This is a genomic window from Parasphingorhabdus sp., assembly GCF_039939955.1.
Taxonomy (GTDB): Bacteria; Pseudomonadota; Alphaproteobacteria; order Sphingomonadales; family Sphingomonadaceae; genus Parasphingorhabdus.
This window is the reverse complement of record NZ_JBDVHS010000005.1, coordinates 208,029-230,987: the sequence shown is the minus strand read 5'-3', so window position 1 is coordinate 230,987 and position 22,959 is coordinate 208,029. Positions and strand designations below refer to the sequence as shown.

22 protein-coding genes are annotated in these 22,959 nt (G+C 55.2%); 8 read left to right on the top strand and 14 right to left on the bottom strand.

The window, feature by feature from the left end; translation table 11 throughout:
* Positions 1-192: 192 nt before the first annotated feature.
* Together ABJG22_RS06375 and ABJG22_RS06370 are read right to left on the bottom strand one after the other, a co-directional pair.
* A complete protein-coding gene (locus tag ABJG22_RS06375; RefSeq protein WP_348019417.1) occupies positions 193-843 on the bottom strand; it encodes a glutathione S-transferase family protein in 651 nt (216 codons plus the stop codon).
* A gap of 165 nt (positions 844-1,008) precedes the next feature.
* A complete protein-coding gene (locus tag ABJG22_RS06370) occupies positions 1,009-1,479 on the bottom strand; it encodes an Lrp/AsnC family transcriptional regulator (protein WP_348019416.1) in 471 nt (156 codons plus the stop codon).
* 106 nt (positions 1,480-1,585) lie between these two features.
* Here ABJG22_RS06370 and ABJG22_RS06365 point away from each other — a divergent pair, with 106 nt between their 5' ends.
* Positions 1,586-2,620, top strand: coding sequence for a cysteine synthase family protein (locus ABJG22_RS06365; RefSeq protein WP_348019415.1), 1,035 nt, complete (start codon positions 1,586-1,588; stop codon positions 2,618-2,620).
* Here ABJG22_RS06365 and ABJG22_RS06360 read toward each other — a convergent pair.
* Positions 2,610-4,133 carry a hypothetical protein gene (locus ABJG22_RS06360; RefSeq protein WP_348019414.1) on the bottom strand — a complete coding sequence of 508 codons (1,524 nt, stop codon included), beginning with the start codon at positions 4,131-4,133 and terminating at the stop codon, positions 2,610-2,612. The two genes, ABJG22_RS06365 and ABJG22_RS06360, sit on opposite strands and share 11 nt — an antisense overlap.
* 92 nt (positions 4,134-4,225) lie before the next feature.
* Here ABJG22_RS06360 and ABJG22_RS06355 point away from each other — a divergent pair, with 92 nt between their 5' ends.
* The 5 genes from ABJG22_RS06355 (at position 4,226) to yghU (ending at position 9,108) form a co-directional block, all read left to right on the top strand.
* Positions 4,226-5,437 carry a CoA transferase gene (locus tag ABJG22_RS06355; RefSeq protein WP_348019413.1) on the top strand — a complete coding sequence of 404 codons (1,212 nt, stop codon included), beginning with the start codon at positions 4,226-4,228 and terminating at the stop codon, positions 5,435-5,437.
* Between the two features lie 33 nt (positions 5,438-5,470).
* Entirely contained in the window at positions 5,471-6,583 is a 1,113-nt protein-coding gene (locus ABJG22_RS06350; RefSeq protein ID WP_348019412.1) for an acyl-CoA dehydrogenase family protein, read from the top strand.
* A 13-nt stretch (positions 6,584-6,596) separates the two neighbouring features.
* Positions 6,597-7,793, top strand: a complete 1,197-nt coding sequence (locus ABJG22_RS06345) for an acyl-CoA dehydrogenase family protein (RefSeq protein ID WP_348019411.1) — start codon at positions 6,597-6,599, stop codon at positions 7,791-7,793.
* A gap of 9 nt (positions 7,794-7,802) precedes the next feature.
* The gene (locus tag ABJG22_RS06340) at positions 7,803-8,117 is read left to right on the top strand and encodes a DUF1330 domain-containing protein (RefSeq protein WP_348019410.1); all 315 of its coding nucleotides are present in this window, start codon (positions 7,803-7,805) and stop codon (positions 8,115-8,117) included.
* A 100-nt stretch (positions 8,118-8,217) separates the two neighbouring features.
* Positions 8,218-9,108, top strand: coding sequence for a glutathione-dependent disulfide-bond oxidoreductase (gene yghU / locus ABJG22_RS06335; RefSeq protein ID WP_348019409.1), 891 nt, complete (start codon positions 8,218-8,220; stop codon positions 9,106-9,108).
* A 1-nt stretch (position 9,109) separates the two neighbouring features.
* On the opposite strand, the gene ABJG22_RS06330 is transcribed toward yghU, so the two are convergent.
* The 11 genes from ABJG22_RS06330 to gspH form a co-directional block, all read right to left on the bottom strand.
* Positions 9,110-10,090, bottom strand: coding sequence for an MBL fold metallo-hydrolase (locus tag ABJG22_RS06330; protein WP_348019408.1), 981 nt, complete (start codon positions 10,088-10,090; stop codon positions 9,110-9,112).
* A gap of 23 nt (positions 10,091-10,113) precedes the next feature.
* Positions 10,114-10,746, bottom strand: coding sequence for a TetR family transcriptional regulator (locus ABJG22_RS06325; RefSeq protein ID WP_348019407.1), 633 nt, complete (start codon positions 10,744-10,746; stop codon positions 10,114-10,116).
* Positions 10,747-10,780: 34 nt separating this feature from the next.
* Positions 10,781-11,653 (bottom strand): crotonase/enoyl-CoA hydratase family protein, encoded by an 873-nt coding sequence (locus ABJG22_RS06320; protein ID WP_348019406.1) that lies wholly within the window; start codon positions 11,651-11,653, stop codon positions 10,781-10,783.
* Between the two features lie 62 nt (positions 11,654-11,715).
* Positions 11,716-12,498 carry an SDR family NAD(P)-dependent oxidoreductase gene (locus ABJG22_RS06315; protein ID WP_348019405.1) on the bottom strand — a complete coding sequence of 261 codons (783 nt, stop codon included), beginning with the start codon at positions 12,496-12,498 and terminating at the stop codon, positions 11,716-11,718.
* Between the two features lie 65 nt (positions 12,499-12,563).
* Positions 12,564-13,736 (bottom strand): acetyl-CoA C-acetyltransferase, encoded by a 1,173-nt coding sequence (locus ABJG22_RS06310; protein WP_348019404.1) that lies wholly within the window; start codon positions 13,734-13,736, stop codon positions 12,564-12,566.
* A gap of 135 nt (positions 13,737-13,871) precedes the next feature.
* Complete coding sequence (locus ABJG22_RS06305) at positions 13,872-15,302, bottom strand: aldehyde dehydrogenase family protein (protein WP_348019403.1); 1,431 nt, start codon at positions 15,300-15,302, stop codon at positions 13,872-13,874.
* Positions 15,303-15,376: 74 nt separating this feature from the next.
* Positions 15,377-16,675 (bottom strand): cytochrome P450, encoded by a 1,299-nt coding sequence (locus tag ABJG22_RS06300; protein WP_348019402.1) that lies wholly within the window; start codon positions 16,673-16,675, stop codon positions 15,377-15,379.
* A complete protein-coding gene (locus ABJG22_RS06295) occupies positions 16,675-18,210 on the bottom strand; it encodes an acyl-CoA synthetase (protein WP_348019401.1) in 1,536 nt (511 codons plus the stop codon). The genes ABJG22_RS06300 and ABJG22_RS06295 overlap by 1 nt, the downstream gene beginning before the upstream one ends.
* A 128-nt stretch (positions 18,211-18,338) precedes the next feature.
* The gene (locus tag ABJG22_RS06290; RefSeq protein ID WP_348019400.1) at positions 18,339-19,088 is read right to left on the bottom strand and encodes a 6-phosphogluconolactonase; all 750 of its coding nucleotides are present in this window, start codon (positions 19,086-19,088) and stop codon (positions 18,339-18,341) included.
* Between the two features lie 89 nt (positions 19,089-19,177).
* Positions 19,178-19,618 carry a type II secretion system minor pseudopilin GspI gene (gene gspI / locus ABJG22_RS06285; protein WP_348019399.1) on the bottom strand — a complete coding sequence of 147 codons (441 nt, stop codon included), beginning with the start codon at positions 19,616-19,618 and terminating at the stop codon, positions 19,178-19,180.
* Positions 19,618-20,073, bottom strand: a complete 456-nt coding sequence (gene gspH, locus ABJG22_RS06280) for a type II secretion system minor pseudopilin GspH (RefSeq protein WP_348019398.1) — start codon at positions 20,071-20,073, stop codon at positions 19,618-19,620. The genes gspI and gspH overlap by 1 nt, the downstream gene beginning before the upstream one ends.
* Positions 20,074-20,195: 122 nt before the next feature.
* On the opposite strand from gspH, the gene ABJG22_RS06275 reads away from it, so the two are divergent.
* Both ABJG22_RS06275 and ABJG22_RS06270 read left to right on the top strand, forming a co-directional pair.
* Positions 20,196-20,993 carry an enoyl-CoA hydratase-related protein gene (locus ABJG22_RS06275; RefSeq protein WP_348019397.1) on the top strand — a complete coding sequence of 266 codons (798 nt, stop codon included), beginning with the start codon at positions 20,196-20,198 and terminating at the stop codon, positions 20,991-20,993.
* A gap of 1 nt (position 20,994) precedes the next feature.
* Positions 20,995-22,953 carry an alkyl sulfatase dimerization domain-containing protein gene (locus ABJG22_RS06270; protein WP_348019396.1) on the top strand — a complete coding sequence of 653 codons (1,959 nt, stop codon included), beginning with the start codon at positions 20,995-20,997 and terminating at the stop codon, positions 22,951-22,953.
* The last annotated feature ends 6 nt before the right edge of the window (positions 22,954-22,959 follow it).

Here is a 22,959-nt window from a genome sequence, read left to right as displayed (position 1 = left end):
AATTTCGGTTCCGGCACCGTATCCAATCAGGGGCGCGAAGGCGACCTCGGCTATAGCTGCATCGTCAAATCCGGATGCTGGATGCGGACGGACATTCGATCTTTGGCGCGATCCGGCAGGAGGTCGTGGCTGGTTGATGGAGTTGGCTTTGGCTGGCCGCTAGGTCCCGAAGCGGACAGTCGCGACCGGGGCTCAGCAGCTGATCGCCGCGTCCATTCTTGAGCGCCATTCCACCAAGGCGGGTCGGCTTGTAAAGGCCTCCGCAAATTCGGGAGTCGCGCCGGAAAATCCTGTGGTGCTGACGCCGTATATCGCAAAGTCCGCGACGCTGGGCTTATCTGCATAGAAAAACGGGTCTTGCGCGAGCAATGTTACAAGATTGTCCAGCCGCAGCGCGAGCTCGGCAATCAGCATTTCATCTGGCAGTCGCCCCAGCCCTTGCGCCTGAGGCTGTTTGCCGACCAGACGCCGCAAAATGGGTTTCGCGAACAGGCGAAACGGGGCGGGCACGAATTTGCGGTTTTCCGCAAGCGTAAGCGGCTCGTTCTTGTCGCTCCAGCGCAGCGCCTGAACATACCAGTAAAGCGATTCATCGCTCCAATCTTCCAACAGATATTGCCGGGCTGCGGTCGCAGGATCCTCTGCGATCAAAGGCGGTGATGGCTGCTCTGCGTCCAGCCGGCGCAAGATCAGGCTGGAATCAAACAGGACCTCGTCTCCAAACAGGGCGATGGGAATTTTGCCGGTTTGCGGGTTCAGTTTTCTGAGTTCGGCAACACCGACATATTCCCGATGCGTGAACGGCAGTCGCTTGTAAGCCGTGGCCGCTTTCACTTTTGTCACAAAAGGAGAAATGGACGGACCGATGATTGTGATGCTTGAAATATCCGCCTCCCTGTCCGCCCTGTATTACGCATGGGCTATGATGCCGGCCACCCCCAAAAATATGACCACGCCAAACAAGGGAATGAAAATCGGAAGACGTTTAGACGACGTTGTAAAACACCCTCAAACCGGCACTGCCGTCTCATATTTAATCCGCTCCATCGCGAAGCTCGCCGACACGTCGGACAGGGGCACCGCCTTGATCAGCTTCTTATACACCCGGTCATAGTCGGCAACATCGCGGACCAGCAGTTTGAGCATATAGTCGATCTCTCCGGCCATCCGGTAGAATTCGACCACCTCCTCGATCGAAGAGGCGGCCGTCGCGAATTTCTCCAACCATTTGTCGCTATGGTCACTGGTCCGCACGGCGACGAATACGGTCATGTTCAAGCCGACCGCTTCAGGATCGACAATGGCCACCCGGCGGGCGATGATCCCGTCCGCCTCCATCCGCTTGATCCGCCGCCAACAGGCATTGGTAGAAAGACTAAGCTGCGCCGCGAGATTTTCCAACGACAGGCTGGTATCACGCTGCAAAGCTTTCAGGATATTTCGGTCATTATCATCAATATTTTTATCATTATCGCTCATTTTTAGAATATTATCACAATATTTAAACAAAATCACCAAAAAATGACGAAGATTTTTTAGTCGGTCAGCATCATAAACCAATGATGTTGTCACGGAGAATTATATAATGTTGGAGTTTGTAGGCCAGGCGCAGGAAGACAAGCTTCTGTCGCTATCGGCTTTGATCGGCAATACGCCGACCATTAAAATTCTGGCACGATACGAGGATCAGGAGGTAACCATTTACGCCAAGGCGGAAATGTTCAACCTGTCCGGCAGCATAAAGGATCGCATGGCCCTCGCGATCCTGCAGGATGCGTTTCGGCACGGCGAGCTAATGCCGGGTCAGACGATTGTCGAGGCAACGAGCGGCAATAGCGGCATTTCCTTTGCCGCCATTGGTTGCGCCCTCGACCATCCTGTCGTGATTTTCATGCCCGACTGGGTCAGCTCGGAACGACGCGCCACGCTCGAAATCTATGGCGCCGATGTGCGTCTGGTCTCGCGAGAAGAAGGCGGTTTTCTCGGTTGCATGGCTGCGGCGGAAGAACTGGGTCAGCAGGGCGCCTATATGCCCCGCCAGTTTTCCAATCCGGTCAATGCCGATGAACATGCAGAAGGGACCGGGCCCGAGCTCTGGCAGCAGCTTGCCACCGACGGCGGCGCGCTCGGCGGCTTTGTCGCCGGTGTCGGTACCGGCGGCACGGTCATGGGCATGGGGCGTTATTTGAAAGGCCGCGACCCCAGCATCGCCGTCCACCCGGTCGAGCCAATGGAATCGCCCACTCTTTCGGTCGGCCACAAATGCGGGCAACATCGGGTACAGGGCCTGTCAGACGAATTCATCCCTGCCATTCTCGACCTGTCCCAACTGGATGACGTGATCGGCGTGCATGACGGCGACGCGATCCTGATGGCCCAGCGCCTCAACCGCCAATTCGGTCTGGGTGTCGGCATTTCCAGCGGCATCAATCTGGTTGCCGCAATCCACGCAGCCGTGCAGCAACCGGTGGCCGCCGATGGCACACGTAAAGCGGTCGCGACGATATTCGCCGACGGCAACACAAAATATCTGTCGACCGATCTGGCGAAAGTGGAGCCGTGCCGGGATTGCTATCTAACCCCGAAAATCGAACTGCTGGATATGCAGACTATCCGCTGAGCGTCGCGATATTGCGCTCGTCCGCGGTGGCCACATCGACCGCCAATCCGATCAGATCGGTGTCTTCCGGCGCATTGGGTAGCACGCCAATGGCGGGCAAGCCTTGTTCGTCTTCCAGCCACAGCGACGCCGCGCCCCGGCTGGCCTTGCCATAAGGCATGGCATAGCTTTTGATCACCGCCTTGCCGCTGAAAAAATGGTCCGCTTTGACATGATCCGGCTTTGGAATCCGCACCGGCGCGGCGATCCGGTCCGGCGACCAGCCGCCAGCGACCGGTTGCGCGGCATAAATGCCCACCGATTCCTTGTTGATCACGCCGCCATTGGCGGAAATCATACCCGGCTTACTGCCATCCTTGCGCAGTGCCTGAACCAGCGCGACCATGCCGTGCGCGCTATAGCTGTTACCGGGACCACCAAAGAAGCTGAGGCCGCCGGTCAGCGTATAAGACGCCAGCGAACGATCCGGCGAACCCAGCGCGTCCATCGCCAGCGACACCGCCACAGGGAAACAGCTGTAAATATCAATCGGGCCGAGATCACCGGCTTCAACGTCCGCCAGTTCCAGTGCCTTGGGGAAAGCAGCCTGCATCGCTGGGGATACCGACAAATCGTCCTGCAGGCTCATCAAGGGCACGCTCGCATCAGAGCCGCTGTGCAGATAGATCATCTTATCTGCGGCAATGCCCAGCTCTGCCGCATGGCCAGCGGTCGTTAAAATCACCGCTGCACCCAGTTCCACTGCATCCTGTGCCACCATCCAGCGACGATAGGGGTCATTGAGCCGGTAATTGCCATGATCGTCAGCCAGCAATTCTTCTGCCGTCCACTGCCGCGCAAATTGCGCATGCTCACGCGTGAGCGAAACGCCAGCAAAGGCCTCCCATAGTTCGGCCATGCTCTGCGCATAGCTGTCCCGGTCCATCCCGAGCCGCGCGCGCCGGGCATTTTCGACAATGCCGTAAGCCATGGGCATGCTGATGATACCCTGGCGCCATTCATAGGCAGTGAGCATCTTGTCTTCGTTGGTGATGAGATCGGTCATCTCGCGGGTTGCTGGCTGGTTCCAGTCCAGCTTGTGACCGCTCCGCCGCGCCCGTTTGACGGTACCCATATTCTCCGCGCTGGACAGGACCACGGCTTTATATTCGCCATCATGCACCTGACAGGCCAGCTTGTTGAGATGCTTCTGCGGGCTCTGCCCGCCGACATCGCCATAGAGCAAGTGCGCGGGATCGAGACCGGAGGCCGTGGCCACCGCTTCGGGATGATTCTCCGGCGATCCGCAATCATGTGGCAGGCCGCTGTCGTGGAACAGGCGAATCGAAAGCAGGCAATCAATCGACGCGGCCAGCTTGTCCGCCGCGCCGCTATCCGCCAGCGCTTGCTTGACCGCCGCCGACGCCAGATCGACGGTCGAAGGCCATTCCAGCCCCAGCGATTGCTTTAGTTTCTGGCCACTTGTTTCGCCAACGCCGATAAGCACCGGCGCGCTTTTGTCTGCCAAAGCCAATGGTAATTCCCTCAAAATAAACAGTTCATCAATCGATTAAACATGATAACAGACAAGGTAATCTATGCACCTAATAAATTGAGGACTTTTGAATGAGCGGATGGCCAGAGCTGAAATGGGACGTGGAACAAACCGGTCCACTGAAGGGATTGAAGATCGTCGATATGTCGACCGTGGTCCTTGGTCCGTTCGCGACATTGAATTTCGCAGACATGGGCGCGGACGTTATCAAGATTGAAAATGGCGAAGGCAAATTCGGCGGCGACATGATGCGCCATGCGGGTGACAATCCGACCGGCGATCTGGGTCCGATATTCACATCGCTGAACCGCAACAAAAAATCAGTAACGCTCAACGGCAAGAATGACGACGACAAGGCCGTCATTCTCGAACTGCTGAAACATGCCGATGTATTTTTCCATAATGTCCGCCTCGCTGGCATGGAACGGCTCGGTCTGGACTATGAAAGCGTCAAGGCGATCAACCCCGGCATCGTCTATGTCCATTGCGCCGGTTTCGGTCAGGGCGGTGAATATGAAAAGCGGCAGGCTTATGATGACCTGATCCAATGCGCGTCCGGTTTTGCCAGCCTGTTTGAAATGCGCGGTGACAGCGGACGGCCGCTCTATATGCCTTCGCTGGTGGCCGACAAGACGATCGGGCTATTTGCCGTAAACGCCACGCTCGCGGCGATGTATCACAAAGAGAAAACCGGCGAAGGGCAATTTGTCCAGGTGCCGATGTTCGAAGCCTTTACCTGGTTCAACATGGTCGAAAATCTGTGGGGCGAGACGTTCATTCCCGGCAATGGCAAGCTTGCCTACACGCGCTCGATCAACGAAAATCGCAAACCTTATCCGACCAAGGACGGCTATATCGGCCTGGTGCCTTATAATGATGCGCAGTGGCGGAAGTTTTTTGAACTGGGTGGCAAACCGGGCGTCTTCGATGAACCCCGCTTTTCCGATTATTCCCAGCGCACCAAGAATATCACCGCGCTCTACGCCCTGATCGAAGAAATTGCCGCAACCAAGACCACCGACGAATGGCTACCGCTGCTGGACGAACATAATATTCCGGCCATGCGCTACAACCAAATGAAAGATGTTCTGACCGACCCGCATTTGGAGCAGGTCGGATTCTGGCAAGAACGTGAAGGCGAGAAAATCGGCAAATATCGGACGATCAAACATCCGGTGCACTATTCGGCAAGCCCGGCGAACATCTATGCCGACCCGCCCACTTTGGGCGCCGATAATGACGAAATACGGGGCGCAATGGGCATGCCCGCCAATGACGAATAAGAATAATAATAGTAATTAGGACAGGAACGCTCGATGAATTTTGATTTCTCTGATGACCAGAAATTTCTCCGCGATGAAGCGCGTAAGTTTCTGGAAGCGCAATGCACTTCTGCGCAGGTCCGCGAAGTGCTGGATGATGACGACAAGAGCCACAATGAAGATGTGTGGAAACAAATTGTCGAAATGGGCTGGCTCGGTGCCGCCATTCCCGAAGAATATGGCGGACTGGGCCTCGGCATGTTGGAGCTTTGCGTGATTGCAGAGGAACTGGGCCGCGTTCTGGCACCCGTACCCTTCGGTTCCTCCGCCTATTTCTTTGCCGAAGCGTTGAAATTGGCTGGCAGCGAAGAACAGAAATCCACATTGCTTCCCAAAATTGCCGACGGCAGCGTCGTTGGCTGTATCGCGGTCAGCGAAGGACCGGGCGAGATCAAATCCGGCGCGATAACCACAAAACTTAGCTGTGGGAAAATTTCGGGCAAAAAAATCCCGGTCACCGATGGTGATATCGCTACCCACGCGGTGGTGCTGGTCAAGGACGGTAGCGGCGAAAGCCTTGCCATTGTCGACCTGAACCAAGACGGCATATCGCGGGAACCGATCAAGACGCTCGAACCCACGCGGAGCCATGCGACGATCAGCTTCGACGGCGCGGCAGCAGAATTGCTCGGCGAAGCGGGCAATGGAATGGCCTTGCACGACCAGATCAATGATCGGGCAGCCATATTGATCGCCTTTGAACAATTGGGCGGCGCTTCCCGTTGTCTCGAAATGGCCAATGACTATGCCAAGGAACGGGTTGCCTTTGGTCGCGCCATTGGCGGCAATCAGGCGATCAAGCACAAGCTCGCGGACATGTATGTGAAAAATGAAGTCGCCCGTTCCAACGCCTATTATGGAGCATGGGCGCTATCCAGCGACGCTGCCGAGCTCCCCGAAGCCGCGGCGGCTGCCCGGGTCGCAGCGTCAGAAGCCTTCTGGTTTGCCTCCAAGGAAAATATCCAGACCCATGGCGGCATGGGCTTCACCTGGGAGGTGGATTGCCACCTCTTCTACCGTCGCGCAAAATTGCTCTCCGTACAGGCCGGCAGTCCCGCCGTGTGGAAAGAGAAATTGGTCAGCGCGCTCGAAGCGAAAAATGATTGAGAAGGAATAGAATATGGATTTCAATGACACACCTGAAGAAGCAGAATTCCGCGCCGAAGCGCACGCTTTCCTTTCAAAACATCTCAAGCCCAAGACCCCCGGCGCGCTGCGGGCCGGTGGACGCGAAGATTTTCTAACCCGCGCAAAATCGTGGCAGAAGACCAAAGCGGAAGGCCGCTTTGCGCAGATCACCTGGCCCAAGGAAATTGGCGGCCGCGGCGGCACCGTGATGCAGCAGGTTATCTGGGGACAGGAAGAAGCCAAATTTGATGCCCCGACAGGCCCTTTTGCTATCGGTCTCGGCATGTGTGTGCCGACAGTGATTGCCTTCGGATCAGACGAGCACAAGAAACGCTACGTCCACAAAGCGCTGATGGGCGAAGAAGTCTGGTGCCAGCTCTTCTCCGAACCCGCAGCCGGGTCGGATGTTGCCGGTCTCAAGACAAAAGCGGTCAAAGATGGCGACGAATGGGTCATAAATGGGCAGAAAGTGTGGACGTCCGGTGCCCATTATTCCGATTATGGTATCCTTTTGGTGCGCACCGATCCCAATGTGCCCAAGCATAAGGGCCTGACCATGTTCATTGTCGACATGAAGCAGAAGGGCGTCGATGTACGGCCGATCCATCAGGCGTCCGGCGGCAAGGAATTTAACGAAGTCTATTTCACCGACGTCCGCATCCCGGATGCTGATCGCCTCGGTGAGCCGGGCATGGGTTGGAAAGTGGCCTTGGTTACCTTGATGAACGAGCGGCTCGCCGTGGGTGGTTCTCCGGGACCGGACTGGAAGGAAATCATGGACTATGCCCGTTCGGCTGGCACCATATCCGACCAAGCATTCCGCGCGAAACTGGCCGACTGGTATGTCGCGGCGCAGGGCTATAAGCTGACCAAATTCCGCACCCAGACCGCTTTGTCGCGGGGCGAAACGCCGGGTCCAGAAAATGCGATTGGCAAGATCATCAACGCCAATCATCTGCAGGATATTTGCAACAGCGCGATCGAAATGCAGGACCATTTCGGCCTGATCGTCGACAAGGATGAATCGCCTGCTGATGCCATTTTCCAGGAAAGCTTCATGTGGGCACCGGGCCTGCGAATTGCTGGTGGCACCGATGAAATCCTGAAAAACATCATCGCCGAACGGGTGCTTGGCCTGCCGCAAGACGTCCGCGTCGATAAGGACAAGACCTTTGCGGAAATGAACTAGGAGATCAAAATGTCTGAACTGCCCGTCCATGTCGTCGCCAATTTCACCGTGCAAGATGCGGCCAAATATCGCGTCTATGAAAAGGGGTTTTTCCCGATATTGAAACGGCATGGCGGGGAGTTCATCACCTTTGACGACAATAGCGTCACCTTCGAAGGCCCGTCACCGCCCGAAGGCCGGGTGGTAATGTTCAAATTCCCCAATGAAGCGGCGGCCAACGCTTGGTATAATGACCCCGACTATCAGGCCCTGTCCGAGCATCGCCGCGCAGGAACAACACTGCAATTTCTGACCATGGTGCACAGCATTCCGGCCCGAAGCTAGGCCGTTATAAATCCGCTTGATGCGGAAGCAGAAAAACTTGCGTGATTGGAACGGTTTCAGCTGTTATCTCTGATGCAACACAAAGATAAGGAACGATCCCATGACCACCGACCTGCCTGACTATACGCCCCCGAAAGTCTGGAAATGGGACAAGGCCAATGGCGGCCGCTTTGCCAATATCAATCGTCCGATTGCTGGCCCGACCAAAGAGGTAGAACTGCCGGTCGGCAAACATCCATTCCAACTCTATTCCATGGCAACACCGAACGGCGTGAAGGTCACGATCATGCTGGAAGAGCTTCTGGCTCTGGGCCATCAGGGCGCAGAATATGACGCCTATCTGATCAACATTGGCGATGGTGACCAATTCGGCAGCGGCTTTGTCGACATCAACCCGAACAGCAAAATTCCGGCATTGATGGACCACAGCACCGACACGCCGACACGGCTGTTCGAATCCGGTTCGATGCTGCTCTATCTCGCCGAGAAATTCGGAGAATTCCTGCCAAGTGATCCCAAGAAGCGCACCGAAGCGATGAACTGGCTGTTCTGGCAAATGGCAAGCGCGCCCTATCTCGGTGGCGGATTTGGTCATTTCTATGCCTATGCGCCGGTGAAGATTGAATATTGCATCGATCGCTTTGCGATGGAGGTCAAACGCCAGCTCGACGTGCTCGACCGCCATCTGGCCGACAATGAATATATGGCCGGCGACGAATATAGCATCGCCGATATAGCGATCTGGCCGTGGTATGGCGCGCTGGTTAAGAATGTCGTTTATCAGGCGGCTGAATTTCTCGACACGGCGTCCTACAAACATATGAACCGCTGGACTAATATGGTCGCCGAACGCCCCGCCGTACAGCGCGGCAAGATGGTCAATCGGGCCTGGGGTGATCTAGAAGGTCAGTTGCGCAACCGCCATGATGCCAGCGATTTCGAATTGCGTACGCAGGACAAGCTGGAACCGGAAGGCGAAGCGGCGGAGTAAATTACTCCCGCGTCAGGCTCGCATAAACGCGGCTAAGAAAGCTCGGCAGCATCATTGCATTGGCCTGAAACTCGGCATCGAAATCCGCCGTGGGTTTTGCCGCCATGATATCCTGTAGCGACTTGCCGTCGTCGATCAGCACCTGCACACGGTCCTGAATGATGGTCAGCACGTCGATATAGCGGGCCAGTTTTGCACGGTCGGTGACCGGGCCATGGCCGGGAATGACTTTCGTATCGTCATCAATCGCGTCATGGACAGCCTGACAGAAAGCAATCATCCCCGCGAGGTCACCACCATTGTCGGCGTCAATAAAGGGATAGCCGGCATTGTTGAATACATCACCCAGATGCACCGCATTCACACCGCGGAATATGACCGCCGTATCGCCGGTGGTATGCGCTGGACCGACATGTAGCAGGTCGATCTTCTCGTCATTGATATGGAACTGCATCGTCTCATCAAAGGTGATGTCAGACAGCGCATATTTCGGATAAGCTTTCTGCTCCGTCGCAAAAGGCCCGAAATTGACGATATGATCGTCCAGCATTTTGGCGCGGCTATTCGCCTGGGATACGATCCAGCTACCTTCCTTGCCGAGCGCTAGATTCCCATCTGCATGATCAAAATGCCAGTGGGTATTGATGACAAAATCAACACTCTCGCTGCCGATCTCTTGCAGAGCGGCCTTGATCTTGGGCATGAGCTGCGGGAACTGATCATCAACGATCAACGTACCATCTTCGCCCACCGACACAGCGATATTACCGCCGAGCCCGAACAGGACATAGAATCCATCGTCGATTTTCTGGGTTGTGATTTCAGCTGTGTCAAAATCCCAGCCGAAGGCTTGATAGATTTGATCCATGGTCATCACCGGACCATGTGCCGCTGGTTTTGCCGATTGAGAGCCATGGGCAAGAGCCGGTGAACTGAAGATCAATACTGTTGCCAGCGCCAGATTTGCTACCGTCTTGCTCATATGCCTATGCCTTTTTCGATGGGTTATTGCTTCAGGATACCCGCCATGATCAGGTCAACCGTCTGCTCACGATATTTGTCGCGTACTTTTTCGTCGAAATCATCGCGACCATAGCAATATTTCCAAACCAGTCTTCCTGTGAAGAATCGGTCCGCTGCTCCGGTAACTGCGGAGTAGAATAAGTCAGCATTCATATCACGGAAAACGCCGGATTTTATGCCTTCGCCGACAAAGATATTATAGGCCTCGGATAAAGGTTTGAGATATTTATCCGCGATTTTTCGCGCGCCTTCCGGCGGCAATTCACGAATCAACCGCATGGTCAGCCGATTAAGATACGGAAATTCATAATAGGTATCGATGACCGCGCCGATATGAAGGCGAAGCTTATCCTCCGGCGGCATGTCCTTTTTGATCAGGAGGCCGACCTGGACCAGAATATTATCCATATCGCGCTCAAGGATCGCCTCCATCAGGCCATCTTTGTTACCGAAATAATATTTGACCAAGGCACTGTTCAAGCCGGACAGAACCGATAGTTCGCTGAACGAAATATCGATCGTATCACCCTTGCGCATGATATTACTGGCGGTTTCGATCAGCTTATTGCGTGCGCTCGCTTCGGTTTCTTTGGTCGCTAATTTGTCGACGCTCATTTATATTCCCCCATGCACAACGTCATATTTTTTGTCACTTATAAACAGGTTCTTCCCACCATGGAAAGCTGTCTGGCAAGTCGCTCGACACTTTATCCGGATAGTTTGGACTGCGCTTCTCCAAAAAGCTCGCAATACCCTCTTTCGCATCGGCGGATTTCGCGCGATTATAGATGATCCGACTATCGACCTTATGCGCCTCCATCGGATGCGCTGTAGAGGGCAACTGCCACAACATCTGCCGGGTCACCGCCACCGATACCGGCGCCGTATTATCGACAATCTCGCGGGCTAGTTCATAAGCAGCAGGCAACAATTCTTCCGGTTTGTGGAGAGAGCGGACCAGGCCACCGCTGATCGCTTCCTCCGCGTCAAAAACCCGGCCGGTCAAGCACCATTCCAAGGCCTGCGCACGCCCCACCAGATTGGGCAGGAACCAGCTTGCTGCGCCATCGGGCGCTATGCCGCGCCGCGCAAACACATAGCCAAAGCGCGCCGTTTCACTGGCCAGCCGTATATCCATGGGCAGCAACATGGTGGCACCGACACCGACAGCAACGCCATTGACCGCGCCGATTACGGGCTTCAGACATTGGTAGATACGCAGGATCAGCAGGCCACCGCCATCGCGAACGCGGGGATCGGAATAATCTTCCACCGGATCTTCGCTGGCGAACGGTTTTTTTCCATCTTCAGGAGTTAGGTCGGCACCGGCACAAAAGGCACGCTCGCCAGCCCCCGTCACCACCACCGCCCGTACATCATCATCCGCATCGATACGATCAAATGCGTCCGTCATCTCCTTGATCATCGTCCCGGTAAAGGCATTCATCTTTTCCGGGCGGTTGATCGTGATCGTCGCGATATTGTCAGCGACGTCATATAGGATTTGGGTATAGTCGGACATGGCTCTCTCCATCAGATACAAAAAGGGCCGCGAGTTTCTCGCAGCCCCTTGATTTGCTTTGTCTAGCGCGGTGCCATCCGAATACCGCCATCAAGGCGAACATCCTCGCCGTTGAAATAACCGGTTTCGATCATACACAGCGCAAGCTTGGCATATTCATCCGGCACACCAAGGCGTGGCGGATGCGGAACCATCGCACCCAGAGCATCGCGCACCTGTGGTGGCGCGCCAGCGAGCAATGGCGTGTCAAAGATACCGGGCAGGATCGTGTTCACCCTTATGCCTTCGCGGGACAGGTCACGCGCAATCGGCAGGGTCATGCCAACCACACCGCCCTTGGAAGCGGAATAGGCAGCCTGACCAATTTGACCATCTTCAGCCGCGACCGAAGCGGTATTCACCATGGCACCGCGATCGCCGTCTTCCAGCGGATCGAGCGTCAACATGCCGGCCGCCGATTTGGCGATGCAGCGGAAAGTACCGATCAGATTCACTTCGATGACGAATTTGAAGGCGTCCATCGGGAAATGTTTGATCGAACCATCTTCCTTCGACCGGCTAGCGGTCTTGATCGCATTGCCGATACCAGCACAGTTGACCAAGATCCGTTCTTGGCCATTGGCGGCGCGGGCTTTTTCAAAACCAGCATCCACGCTGTCATCGTCGGTCACATTGACCTTGCAGAAAACACCGCCCAATTCGCTGGCCAATGCTTCCCCTTTTTCTTCGTTGAGGTCGAACAGAGCGACTTTGACGCCTTGCTCTGCCAAACGACGGGCTGTTGCAGCGCCCAGACCGGAAGCACCGCCGGTAATCACGGCTGAGATATTGCTGTTGAGTTCCATAATCTTGTCTTTCTTCTATTTGCCGTCCTGCTGAACTGGGTTCAGCAGGACGCTATGCGCGTCTATTAGTTCATCCGCTCGATAATGGTGACATTTGCCTGGCCGCCGCCTTCGCACATGGTTTGCAGGCCATATTTCGAGCCTTTGCCTTCCATCGCGTTGAGCAAGGTTGCCATCAGCTTGGTGCCGGATGCACCGAGCGGGTGCCCCAATGCAATAGCGCCCCCATTGACATTGATCTTGCTGCGATCAGCACCAGTATGCTTCAACCATGCCAATGGCACGGGGGCGAAAGCTTCGTTCACTTCATAAAGATCAATATCGTCGATCTTCATGCCGGCGCGCTGCAACGCACGGTCGGTAGCGAAAAGCGGTTCTTCCAACATGATCACGGGATCACCGGCGGTTACCGTCAAGTTCACGATCCGCGCCCGTGGGGTCAGACCATGGTCTTTCAGCGCTTGTTCGGAACAAACAAGAACGGCACTCGAACCATCGCAAATCTGGCTGGCGTTGGCGGCGGTAATTGCGCCACCTTCTTGCAGCAACTTTACCGACCCGATGCTTTCCGGGGTTGCGTCAAAGCGGATGCCTTCATCAACCTTGTGCACTTCTTCGCCTTCCGGTGTTTCGATCTTCACACCGACGATTTCGTTGTTAAACGCGCCGGCTTCGGTTGCCTTGATTGCCTTTTGATGGCTTTCCAGTGCAAAAGCATCGAGGTCATCACGGGTGAATCCGTGCTTCTTCACCAGCATTTCGGCGCCGGTGAACTGGCTGAACTGAACGCCCGGATAGGCTGCTTCTAGTCCGGCGGATTTGTTGCTACCCAGTCCCGCATCCTTGAACAATTTGAACGTTGATCCCATTGGCACGCGAGTCATGCTCTCGATACCATGTGCCAGAACCATGTCCTGCGTGCCGGACATAACGCCCTGCGCCGCAAACTGAATGGACTGCTGCGAAGAACCGCACTGGCGGTCGATCGAAACCGATGGAATGCTGTCTGGCAGCTTCGATGCCAGAACCGCATTACGACCAACATCGCCGGATTGCTCACCACCCTGCATGACGCAGCCGGTAATCACATCTTCAATCGCCGCTGGATCAAAATCGTTGCGATCAGCAATCGCATCAAGCGTCGCTGCGCCCAAATCAACCGGGTGAACTCCAGCCAAACGTCCGCCGCGACGACCGCCTGCGGTCCGAACTGCGTCTACAATATAGGCTACTGCCATAATTTTGCTCCTTCAAAATATTTATAAGCGATGAATTTAATTGATCGATTAAACCGCGGTCAGCGTAGCGTCAAATAAAAAAGCCGGTCATCACAATAGTGATAACCGGCTTTTTCAAATCATATGCCGTCCGGATTAAGCAGGCACATTGTCTTTTTTGACCGTGATCACCTGAGGATAGGTGAATTCAAGCAGGCCTTCCGTGCCATATTCAGCGCCAAAGCCTGACTGTTTATGCCCGCCGAAAGGCGCGAATGGCGACAGGTGCAGGAATTCATTGACCCATACGGTGCCGGTTTCAAGCTGTTCTGCAACCCGAACCCCTTCATCAGGATTCGCGGTCCATACAGCACCGGCAAGACCATATTCGCTATCATTGGCGCGGGCGATGGCTTCGTCCGTGGAGCTGAATTTCATCAGCGGCATGACCGGACCAAATTGCTCTTCCGCCACAATCCGCGCATCTTCAGGCGGATTGTCGAGAATCGTGATCGGCACATAATAGCCCGGAATATTGTCATCCTGCTGATCACCACCGACAAGGAACTTATAGTCATTATCCTTGGCATCCTGGATCAGTTCCAAAACGCGATCATATTGCTTCTTGTTCTGGATCGGGCCAACAGCCGTACCCTGTTGCGAGCCATCTCCAACCTTCACATTCTTGGCAAATTCCGCAATCGCTGCGCTAAGGTCATCATAAATATCCTCGTGGATATAGATACGTTTTGCCGCAACACAGATTTGTCCGGCGTTGGTGAAGCTCGACCAGAACAGCTGCTCGGCAACCTTTTCGACATCGGCATCGGGTAGAACAATCGAGGCGTCATTGCCGCCCAATTCCAGCGTGATCCGTTTGAGATCTTTGGAAGCGCCTTCCATGATCTTCTTGCCGGTCGCGGTCGAACCCGTGAAGGTGATCTTGTCGATATCCGGATGTGCGGTGATCAACGGACCGAGATCATCTTCGCCAGTAATGATATTCACCACGCCTGCCGGAGCCACATCTTTGATCAGCTCTGCAAGGCGCAAAGTGGTCAGTGGTGTGAATGGTGATGGTTTGAGCACCATCGTGCAACCGGACAACAAGGCAGGAGCAATTTTCTGCACCGCCATCATGACCGGGAAATTCCACGGCACAATGCCGCCGACGACACCAACCGGCACACGGCGGGTACGGCTCAGCCGTTCGTCGCTATCTTCGTTAATCTCTTCTTTGATTTCCAGCGTCGCTTGCGAACCAGCCATATAGGCTGCGCCCATGATTTCGCCTTGGGCTTGTGCATGGGGCTTGCCTTGCTCTGCGGTCAGCAAACGGAACAGCTCGTCATTATTGTCATTGATCACACCGGCAATCGCCTGAACCACTTTACGGCGTTCATCAATCGGCGTTTTCGACCAGGTCTTGAAGGCAGCACGAGCCGCAACAACCGCTTGATTCAGCTCGTCTTCACCGCAAGCCGGAACCTGACCAATCACTTCTTCATTGGCCGGATTGACGACATCAAGCATTTGCGAGGTGCTGACCATCTCGCCGTTGATCAAATTCTTATATTGGGTAACCATGTTGCTCTCCTTTTATGTCTGCCGTTCTATTCTATTTGAGTCGCTTATACTGCATTACAAGGCTTCGCGGCCATTCATTTTGATAGACTGTAGCGTATCGGCAGGGTTTTCAGCCCACCGACAAAAGTCGATTTCGCACGCTTGGGCTCTCCGGCCAGTTCCAGCGTCTCGATCCGGTCCAGTAACTCGTTGAATAATATCTTCATCTCCATGCGCGCCATGTGCAGGCCGAGACATTGATGCGAGCCTGCACCAAAAGCCAAATGGCGGTTGGGAGAACGTGTCGCATCAAATTTGCGCGGATCAGGGAAGATGGTCTCGTCATGATTGGCAGCAATATAGCTGATCATCAACCAGTCATCCTTGGCGATTTTCTGTCCGCCAATCTCTGTGTCTTCCGCAGCCGTGCGCATGAAATGCTGTACCGGCGTGGTCCAGCGGATCGCCTCTTCGACAATACCGGGAAGCAAATCGCGGTCAGCCTTCAACCGCGCAAATTGTTCGGGGTCCTGCGCCAGTGCCAGCATAGCGCCTGCCGTGGAAGCAGAGGTCGTGTCATGGCCAGCGGCAGCGAGGATGATATAATAGCCCGCCATATCGCGGTCACTAAGATGCGCGCCGTCGACTTTCGCATTGGCGATCACGCTCGCCACATCCTCAGTCGGATTGGCGCGCTTTTCTTCGGTTAGCTTAACAAAATAAGCCTCAAAGTCGGCAACAGCGCCCACCACGAGCTGCATGACCTGTTCCGGCGTCATATTCGCCATGCCGGACTTATTGAGATCCTCGTCCTGCCCACCGAACATCTGCTGTGTCAGGAACAGCATGCGTTGCTCATCGGCTTCCGGCACACCCAATATCTGCATCACCACATGGAGCGGATAGGGCGCGGACACCAAAGGCACAAAATCAGCTTCATTGCCGGCATCAACCAACCGGTCGACCGTTGTTTTGGCCAATGCTTTGATCTCGGCTTCCATCTTGCCAATATTCTTGGGCATGAACCAATTTTGGGTCAGCCGACGATATTTCGGATGCGTCGGTGCATCAAGAGCAACCAGAGAATTGACGAGATTGGGATCGCCACCGGTGATTGATTTCACAAAGGCGCCGCCAGCCTTGTCGCTGAACGTCACGCTGCGCGGGCTATTGAGAAACAGCTTGTTATCCTTGCTGATCCGCATGACATCATCATAGCTGGTGACCAGCCAGAAGGGGTCGTGGATTTCATCGTTGACCACGCGCACCACAGGCGTTTCGCGACGGATTTTGTCAAATTGATCCAGCAGCCCATCCCAGTCGACATAATTGCCGGGGTCAACAATGGCGAGCGCCTCCTGACCGGTTAAAATAGGTTCTGCCTGTGTTGCCATTAAACGATCCTGCTGCCCGTTTTGCTCCAATATTCATCACGCAATAGCCGTTTGTAGAGCTTGCCGGTCGCATGACGTGGCAGCTCCGCCCGGAAATCAAACTGGCGCGGAATTTTGACGCCGGAGAGCGACTGCCGCAGATAGACCTCCAGCTCTTGCGCCAGTTCATCACCCGCAGCAGCCATATCCATCGGCTGCACCACTGCTACGACCTTTTCGCCCATGTCGTCATCCGGCGCACCGATAACGGCGGCATCCGCTACCTTGTCGTGGGAGACGAGGAGATTCTCGATTTCCTGCGGGTAGATATTCACACCGCCCGAAATGATCATGAAACTCTTGCGGTCGGTCAGATAGAGAAAGCCATCTTCATCCAGCTTCCCGACATCGCCTAGCGAGGTCCATCCCTTGGCATGGGTAGCGGCTTTGGTTTTCTCCGGATCATTGTGATATTCAAATTTTGAACCGCTCTCGAAGAAAATCTGCCCTTCTTCGCCAATGGGTACTTCTTCACCCACTTCATCGCAGATATGGACCTGACAATTAACCGGCTGTCCGACAGTTCCCTGATGGGTCAGCCAATTTTCACTGTTGCAGAAGACAAAGCCATTGCCTTCCGTCCCTGCATAATATTCGTTCAGCACCGGCCCCCACCATTTGATCATCGCTTCCTTGATCGGAACCGGAACCGGGGCAGCAGCGTGCACCGCGCTTTTGATCGAGGATACGTCATATTTGACGCGTGTTTCCTCCGGCAATTTCAACATCCGCACGAAATGGGTCGGCACCCATTGGCCAACATCGCACTTATATTTCTCGATCAGCTGCAGCGCCCGTTCGGGATCAAATTTCTCCATGATGACACTGGTACCGCCAAGCGACTGGACCGCGATGTTCCAACGCAAAGGCGCGGCGTGATAGAGCGGCGCGGGCGAAAGATAGACGCAATCTTTGTGAAAACCGAAAATCATCTGCGCCAGTGCGGCCACGCTGTTGGGACCGGCGATATCTTCCACTTCCGGGAGAGGAATTCGAATGCCCTTCGGACGCCCGGTGGTGCCCGACGAGTAAAGCATATCAATGCCCGCCCGTTCATCAGCGATCGGCGTGTCCGGCATAGAATCCAAGATCGATTCAATGCTCCGTTCATCCTCAGCCCCGAAAGCAAGCTGCGCAACGTCCGGATTCAAGCTCCGCAGTTGATCAAGAATCGGCAGCATTTGCTGGGATCCGATCAGCATTTTCGCGCCGGAATCTTTCAGAATATAGCTGATTTCGTCGGCGGTCAGACGATTGGAGATCGCGACCTGAATCAGACCGGAGCGCTGTGCGCCCCATGTCAGCGGGAAAAACTGCGGGTGGTTTTCCATACAAATTGCGACCGTATCGCCAATTTGTACGCCGCGAGATCGATAGAGTTGGGCGATCTGGTTAGAGCGCTGGTCCAACTCACCATAGGTGATGGTTTCTCCGGAACCAGCCATGATGATAGCTGGTTTGTCGGGGGTCTCCCGGGCATGAACAGACGGATGCATGAGTAGACGCTCTCCAAATAGTCGATCGCCCTAATTTAGCGATTCGCTTTGGAAGCATCATGGTTTAATCGCTCGGTTAAATCAATGGATAGTCACGAATTTTTGGCGATAGAAGGCCGCAAGGGCTCCTAATTCTCTACGTAAATATCCACCGGCACCGTCAAATCGGCAAATACCCGGCCAATTGGGGCCATGCTGGTAGCACCCTGCTCGATTTCCATTTCCAGCATAGATTGGCTGGCGGCACCCTTGAGCAGAACCGCAACCGTGCGGGCTTCACAGATGGCAGCCTTGGTGATCGTCACCAGCGGCGTGTCACCATCATCGGGCAACAAACCAACCGCGAGTTTTTCCGGAGGCCCGTCCAGCGCTTCTTCCATATCGGCGCTTTCCATGATCCCGGCAGTGCTGCCACCGGGACCCATGCCCAGCAGAACCAAGTCAGGTGGCCATTTCGTGTCGCGCAGCCGCGCATCGGCAGCGGAGCCGGCCATATGATAATCGTCATGATCCGGCGCCAGCGGCAGCACCCGGGCGCCACGAGTCAGAAACAGGGTCGCCAGTTTTTTCACATGGCTGCGCGGGTCATCGAGCGGCACCAGATAATCATCCGTCGGAATGATCGTGACATATTTCCACTTGATCTGCCTTTCCGCCAAGGCCTCCAGGAACGGCATGGCTTCGTCACTGGCGGGCAAAGCCAGCAGCGCATCGCCGCGCGCATCGAGAGCGCTCTCGATGATGAATTGAATATCGCCGACGACAGCTTCAACCATCTCCTCGGATTTATCAAAATCCCACCATTCGAGCATGGACTCTTCGCCTTCGGGCAGGTCATCCATATCAAAATCTTCTATCGCATCTTCGAATTCGTTCATTTTTCTGTCCGTCAGCCTAATTTCTTCACGCTTCTAACCCGTGTTACAGTCGAAACAAAGGCGAAACGTAAGATTTTTCTAGAGAGTTTCTAGTTCGCAGATGCCCCAACCGACGGCGCATCCAATAGCAGTCCCGATGGCCGCAAGATCGTCAGCGAAGCCGGTGCACCGCTCCCCTCTTCTCGCGCCGTAATATCGACTTGAATGAAGCTTTGGTCCTCGGTCAACGTCGCCGTCTGCGCCCATTGCCATTGCCAGCCGCCATTTTCGACCATGCCGCCCTGTTCACCGAGCGTCGGCGGACGCGGATCGGTCAGAATTTCAACCGCCCGATTGCGCACAACCGATTGCGCGACAACCCGCAGTTCCAGTTCAGCGGCATTATGGGTGGTGAAAGCCTGCAACCGGATCAAAGCGAGGGCCGCGAGGCTGAACACCGACAGCGCCACCAGCATTTCAATCAGAGTAAAGCCGCGTTCTTCTGAATTGGCATCCGAATTGGTGCCCAATTTAGTCCCAAATCTGATCATCACGGCGCTCCCGCCAGTTTCACATCGCCCATCGGAGCAATCACAATGCTGCGGCGTTGCGTTTCTCCTTGCAAGACAAGTTCCGCCTGATCACTCGGCAGGCCGGTGCTTTCAAAACTGATCAACATCGTTCCACTCTTGCCGATGTCCGCGCTGGTACCGGCAGACCAGTTGGTCGACACGAACGGCTTATCCTCGATCACCGACCAGCTGCCTTTGCGGCGTTCCAGAAAGCTATAGCCGGACGGCGTAACCTGTACCGCCATCGGCCGCGATTGCAGGATGGCATTGTCGCGCAGCGCCGCCGTGCGTGCAGCAAAGCGCTGCGCATCTTCCTCCAATGCGCCGCTGCCGCCTGGAATGGAAAAGACGACTACCGATGCCATCAAACCGATGATCAGCAACACGACCATCAATTCCACTAGGGTGAAACCCGCGGTATCACGGTTAGACAAGAGATTGTTCCGCCGGACCATCAAAACGCATTTAGCGATTTGATCGGGGCGAGTCTTGCGGAATCAAACATCCCCTGCAATGACGCAGCAATAAATATAAACATAGGGCAAAGGAATTTCTGATGGGTGACGTCGTTCTCTACGAGAAAAATGACCGCATCGTGACAATCACGCTGAACAAGCCGGAAACGCGCAACGCGCTATCTACAGATCTATGCGAAGCCTTGGTCAATGCGATCAACAAGGCCGATGCTGATGCCAGTGTGAGCTGCGTTGTGCTGGCCGCCAATGGCAAGAGTTTTTCCTCCGGCGGCAACCTCCACGAGATCAAGGCGATGACCGCCGAACAGAATATGACGCCGCTGGAAATCGAAAATTGGTATAAGACCGGCATCCAGCGCATCCCGCTCGCTTTCTCGCAAATTTCCGTGCCGGTCATCGCAGCCGTTAACGGCCATGCCATTGGTGCGGGCAATGATCTGACCACCATGTGCGATATCCGCATTGCGGGCGAGGATGCTATTTTTGCTGAAAGCTTCCTGCGCGTCGGGATCATTCCCGGCGACGGTGGCGCATGGCTGCTACCGCGGATCATCGGACAAGCACGCGCTAACCAGATGCTGTTTACCGGAGAGTTTATCGATGCCGCCAAGGCGCTGGACTATGGTCTGGTGTCGGAAGTGGTGTCGAACGACACGCTGCTCCAACGGGCCTATGAACTGGCCGAAATGGTCGTCGGCCTGCCACCGCTCGCGATCCGCAAGACCAAGGAACTGGTCCGCACCGCGCAGAGCGTAACCCTGAAAGAAAATCTCGATCAGGCCGCCTTGTTTCAGGGCGTCTTGCAACAGCTGGACGACCATCAAGAAGCGATTGACGCGATACTCGAAAAGCGCAAACCCGTATTCAAGGGCGCGTGATATGGTGAAGGCCGCCCTTTCCATATTGGCTCTGGTCACCGCAACGGCCGCACAAGCAGAACCGCCGGTCGGTGTCGCAACAGAGGCCACCAAAGCGGCCAATGCCGAAGTGGCGGCCCGCCTGCCGATCGACGATCAGACCGATTTCGAAAATGCCAATCGCGGCTTTCTGGCCAAGATCGAAAAGCCGATCCTCAACGACGATGGTTCAGTCGCATGGGACCCCAGCGAGTTCGACTTTGTAAAGGGCGAAGCTCCTGACACGGTCAATCCCTCGCTCTGGCGGCAAGGCAAGCTGAACAGCATTCACGGGCTGTTCGAGGTCGTGCCCGGCATCTATCAGTTCCGCGGCTATGATTTGGCGCAGATGACATTGATCGCCGGCGATACCGGCTGGATCGTCATCGATCCGCTAACCACACCAGCACCGGCCAAAGCTGGCCTCGCGCTTGCCAATGAAACGCTGGGTGAGCGCCCGGTTGTGGCCGTTATTTTCAGTCATAGCCATGGCGACCATTTCGGCGGTGTCGCCGGTGTCGCATCGGCAGCAGACATTCAATCTGGCAAGATACAGATTATCGCGCCCCATGGCTGGCTAGCGGAATCAATCGGTGAAAGCGTAATCGCTGGCACCGCCATGAACCGGCGCGTGCAGTTCCAGTTCGGCACCGCCCTACCGGTTGGCAAGACCGGCCATGTCGGTGGCGGTCTGGGCCAGAAATTATCCAGCGGCGATGTTGCGCTGGTCCCGTCAACCCGGTCGATCAGCAAAGACGGCGAGACTGTGACTGTCGATGGCATCAGCTTCGACTTCATGGATGCCGGCGAGACCGAAGCGCCAGCCGAGCTGGTCTTCTACCTGCCCCAGTTCAAAGCGCTGCACACCGCGGAAGTGGTGACCCGCACCTTTCATAATGTGCTGACCCCGCGCGGCGCGCTAGTGCGTGATACGCTAAAATGGAGCAAGGTGATTGATGATATGCTCGCCCGATATGGTGCCAAATCAGATCTCATGCTGGCCTCCCATCACTGGCCGACCTGGGGTAGCGACAATGTCCGCAGAGCGCTCAAAAACCAGCGCGGCATCTATCGCTATGTCCATGACCAGACCATGCGTCAGGCCAATCAGGGTGCAACCATGCTCGAGATTGCAGAGAATATTGGCGAACCGGATTTCGCGCAAACCGACTTTGGCGTGCGCGATTATTACGGAACGCTCAACCACAATAGCAAGGCGGTCTATCAACGCTATTTCGGCTGGTGGGACGCAGTGCCCGCCAACTACCACCAACTGCCGCCGGCCGAAGCTTCGCAAAAATATGTGGCTGCCATGGGCGGAGCCGACAAGACACTGGCGATAGGCGAGCAAGCCTTTGCAGAGGGCGACTATCGGTGGGCCGCGACGCTATTCAACCATCTGGTCTTCGCCGATCCGGCCAATGAAGCGGCCAAAAATTGGCTGGCTTCGACCTACGAACAGCTCGCGTTTCAAACCGAAGCCGGAACCTGGCGCAATATCTATCTGGTTGGCGCTAAGGAATTGCGCGAAGGCAATAATGTCAAAGACAGCATTTCCACCGCCAATGAAAAAGTACTGAGCGGCATTCCGGCAGTGGACCTGTTTGACGCATTGGCCACGCGCTTTAATCCAACCAAAATGCAAGGCGATGGCGGCATCATCCGCTTCTGGTTCCCGGACCGGAAAGAGGCCGTCAGCGTTGATCTGGGCAAAAGCGTGATGTTCCCTCGCAAGGAGGATTATGCAATCACTGCGGAAGGATCAGATTCACAGATCACGATCAGCCGCACCCTGTTCACCAAATTGCTAATGCGTCAGGCCAATCCACTGGAATTGATACAGAAGCGAGAAATGGTCATCGGCGGAAATTCAGCCTTGATGGCAGCTCTATTTGGATCCCTCGACGAGGTTGATCCGCAATTTGATATCGTCACACCTTGAGAGGCA

What these genes read in the sequence shown, in the direction of transcription:
- ABJG22_RS06300 (WP_348019402.1), bottom strand. Translation starts at nt 16,675, where the DNA reads ATGGCAACACAGGCAGAACCTATTTTAACCGGTCAGGAGGCGCTCGCC.
- ABJG22_RS06330 (WP_348019408.1), bottom strand. Translation starts at nt 10,090, where the DNA reads ATGAGCAAGACGGTAGCAAATCTGGCGCTGGCAACAGTATTGATCTTC.
- ABJG22_RS06355 (WP_348019413.1), top strand. Translation starts at nt 4,226, where the DNA reads ATGAGCGGATGGCCAGAGCTGAAATGGGACGTGGAACAAACCGGTCCA.
- ABJG22_RS06320 (WP_348019406.1), bottom strand. Translation starts at nt 11,653, where the DNA reads ATGTCCGACTATACCCAAATCCTATATGACGTCGCTGACAATATCGCG.
- gspI (WP_348019399.1), bottom strand. Translation starts at nt 19,618, where the DNA reads ATGATCAGATTTGGGACTAAATTGGGCACCAATTCGGATGCCAATTCA.
- yghU (WP_348019409.1), top strand. Translation starts at nt 8,218, where the DNA reads ATGACCACCGACCTGCCTGACTATACGCCCCCGAAAGTCTGGAAATGG.
- ABJG22_RS06345 (WP_348019411.1), top strand. Translation starts at nt 6,597, where the DNA reads ATGGATTTCAATGACACACCTGAAGAAGCAGAATTCCGCGCCGAAGCG.
- ABJG22_RS06315 (WP_348019405.1), bottom strand. Translation starts at nt 12,498, where the DNA reads ATGGAACTCAACAGCAATATCTCAGCCGTGATTACCGGCGGTGCTTCC.
- ABJG22_RS06275 (WP_348019397.1), top strand. Translation starts at nt 20,196, where the DNA reads ATGGGTGACGTCGTTCTCTACGAGAAAAATGACCGCATCGTGACAATC.
- ABJG22_RS06365 (WP_348019415.1), top strand. Translation starts at nt 1,586, where the DNA reads ATGTTGGAGTTTGTAGGCCAGGCGCAGGAAGACAAGCTTCTGTCGCTA.
- ABJG22_RS06305 (WP_348019403.1), bottom strand. Translation starts at nt 15,302, where the DNA reads ATGGTTACCCAATATAAGAATTTGATCAACGGCGAGATGGTCAGCACC.
- ABJG22_RS06370 (WP_348019416.1), bottom strand. Translation starts at nt 1,479, where the DNA reads ATGAGCGATAATGATAAAAATATTGATGATAATGACCGAAATATCCTG.
- ABJG22_RS06340 (WP_348019410.1), top strand. Translation starts at nt 7,803, where the DNA reads ATGTCTGAACTGCCCGTCCATGTCGTCGCCAATTTCACCGTGCAAGAT.
- ABJG22_RS06295 (WP_348019401.1), bottom strand. Translation starts at nt 18,210, where the DNA reads ATGCATCCGTCTGTTCATGCCCGGGAGACCCCCGACAAACCAGCTATC.
- ABJG22_RS06290 (WP_348019400.1), bottom strand. Translation starts at nt 19,088, where the DNA reads ATGAACGAATTCGAAGATGCGATAGAAGATTTTGATATGGATGACCTG.
- ABJG22_RS06325 (WP_348019407.1), bottom strand. Translation starts at nt 10,746, where the DNA reads ATGAGCGTCGACAAATTAGCGACCAAAGAAACCGAAGCGAGCGCACGC.
- ABJG22_RS06310 (WP_348019404.1), bottom strand. Translation starts at nt 13,736, where the DNA reads ATGGCAGTAGCCTATATTGTAGACGCAGTTCGGACCGCAGGCGGTCGT.
- ABJG22_RS06270 (WP_348019396.1), top strand. Translation starts at nt 20,995, where the DNA reads ATGGTGAAGGCCGCCCTTTCCATATTGGCTCTGGTCACCGCAACGGCC.
- ABJG22_RS06350 (WP_348019412.1), top strand. Translation starts at nt 5,471, where the DNA reads ATGAATTTTGATTTCTCTGATGACCAGAAATTTCTCCGCGATGAAGCG.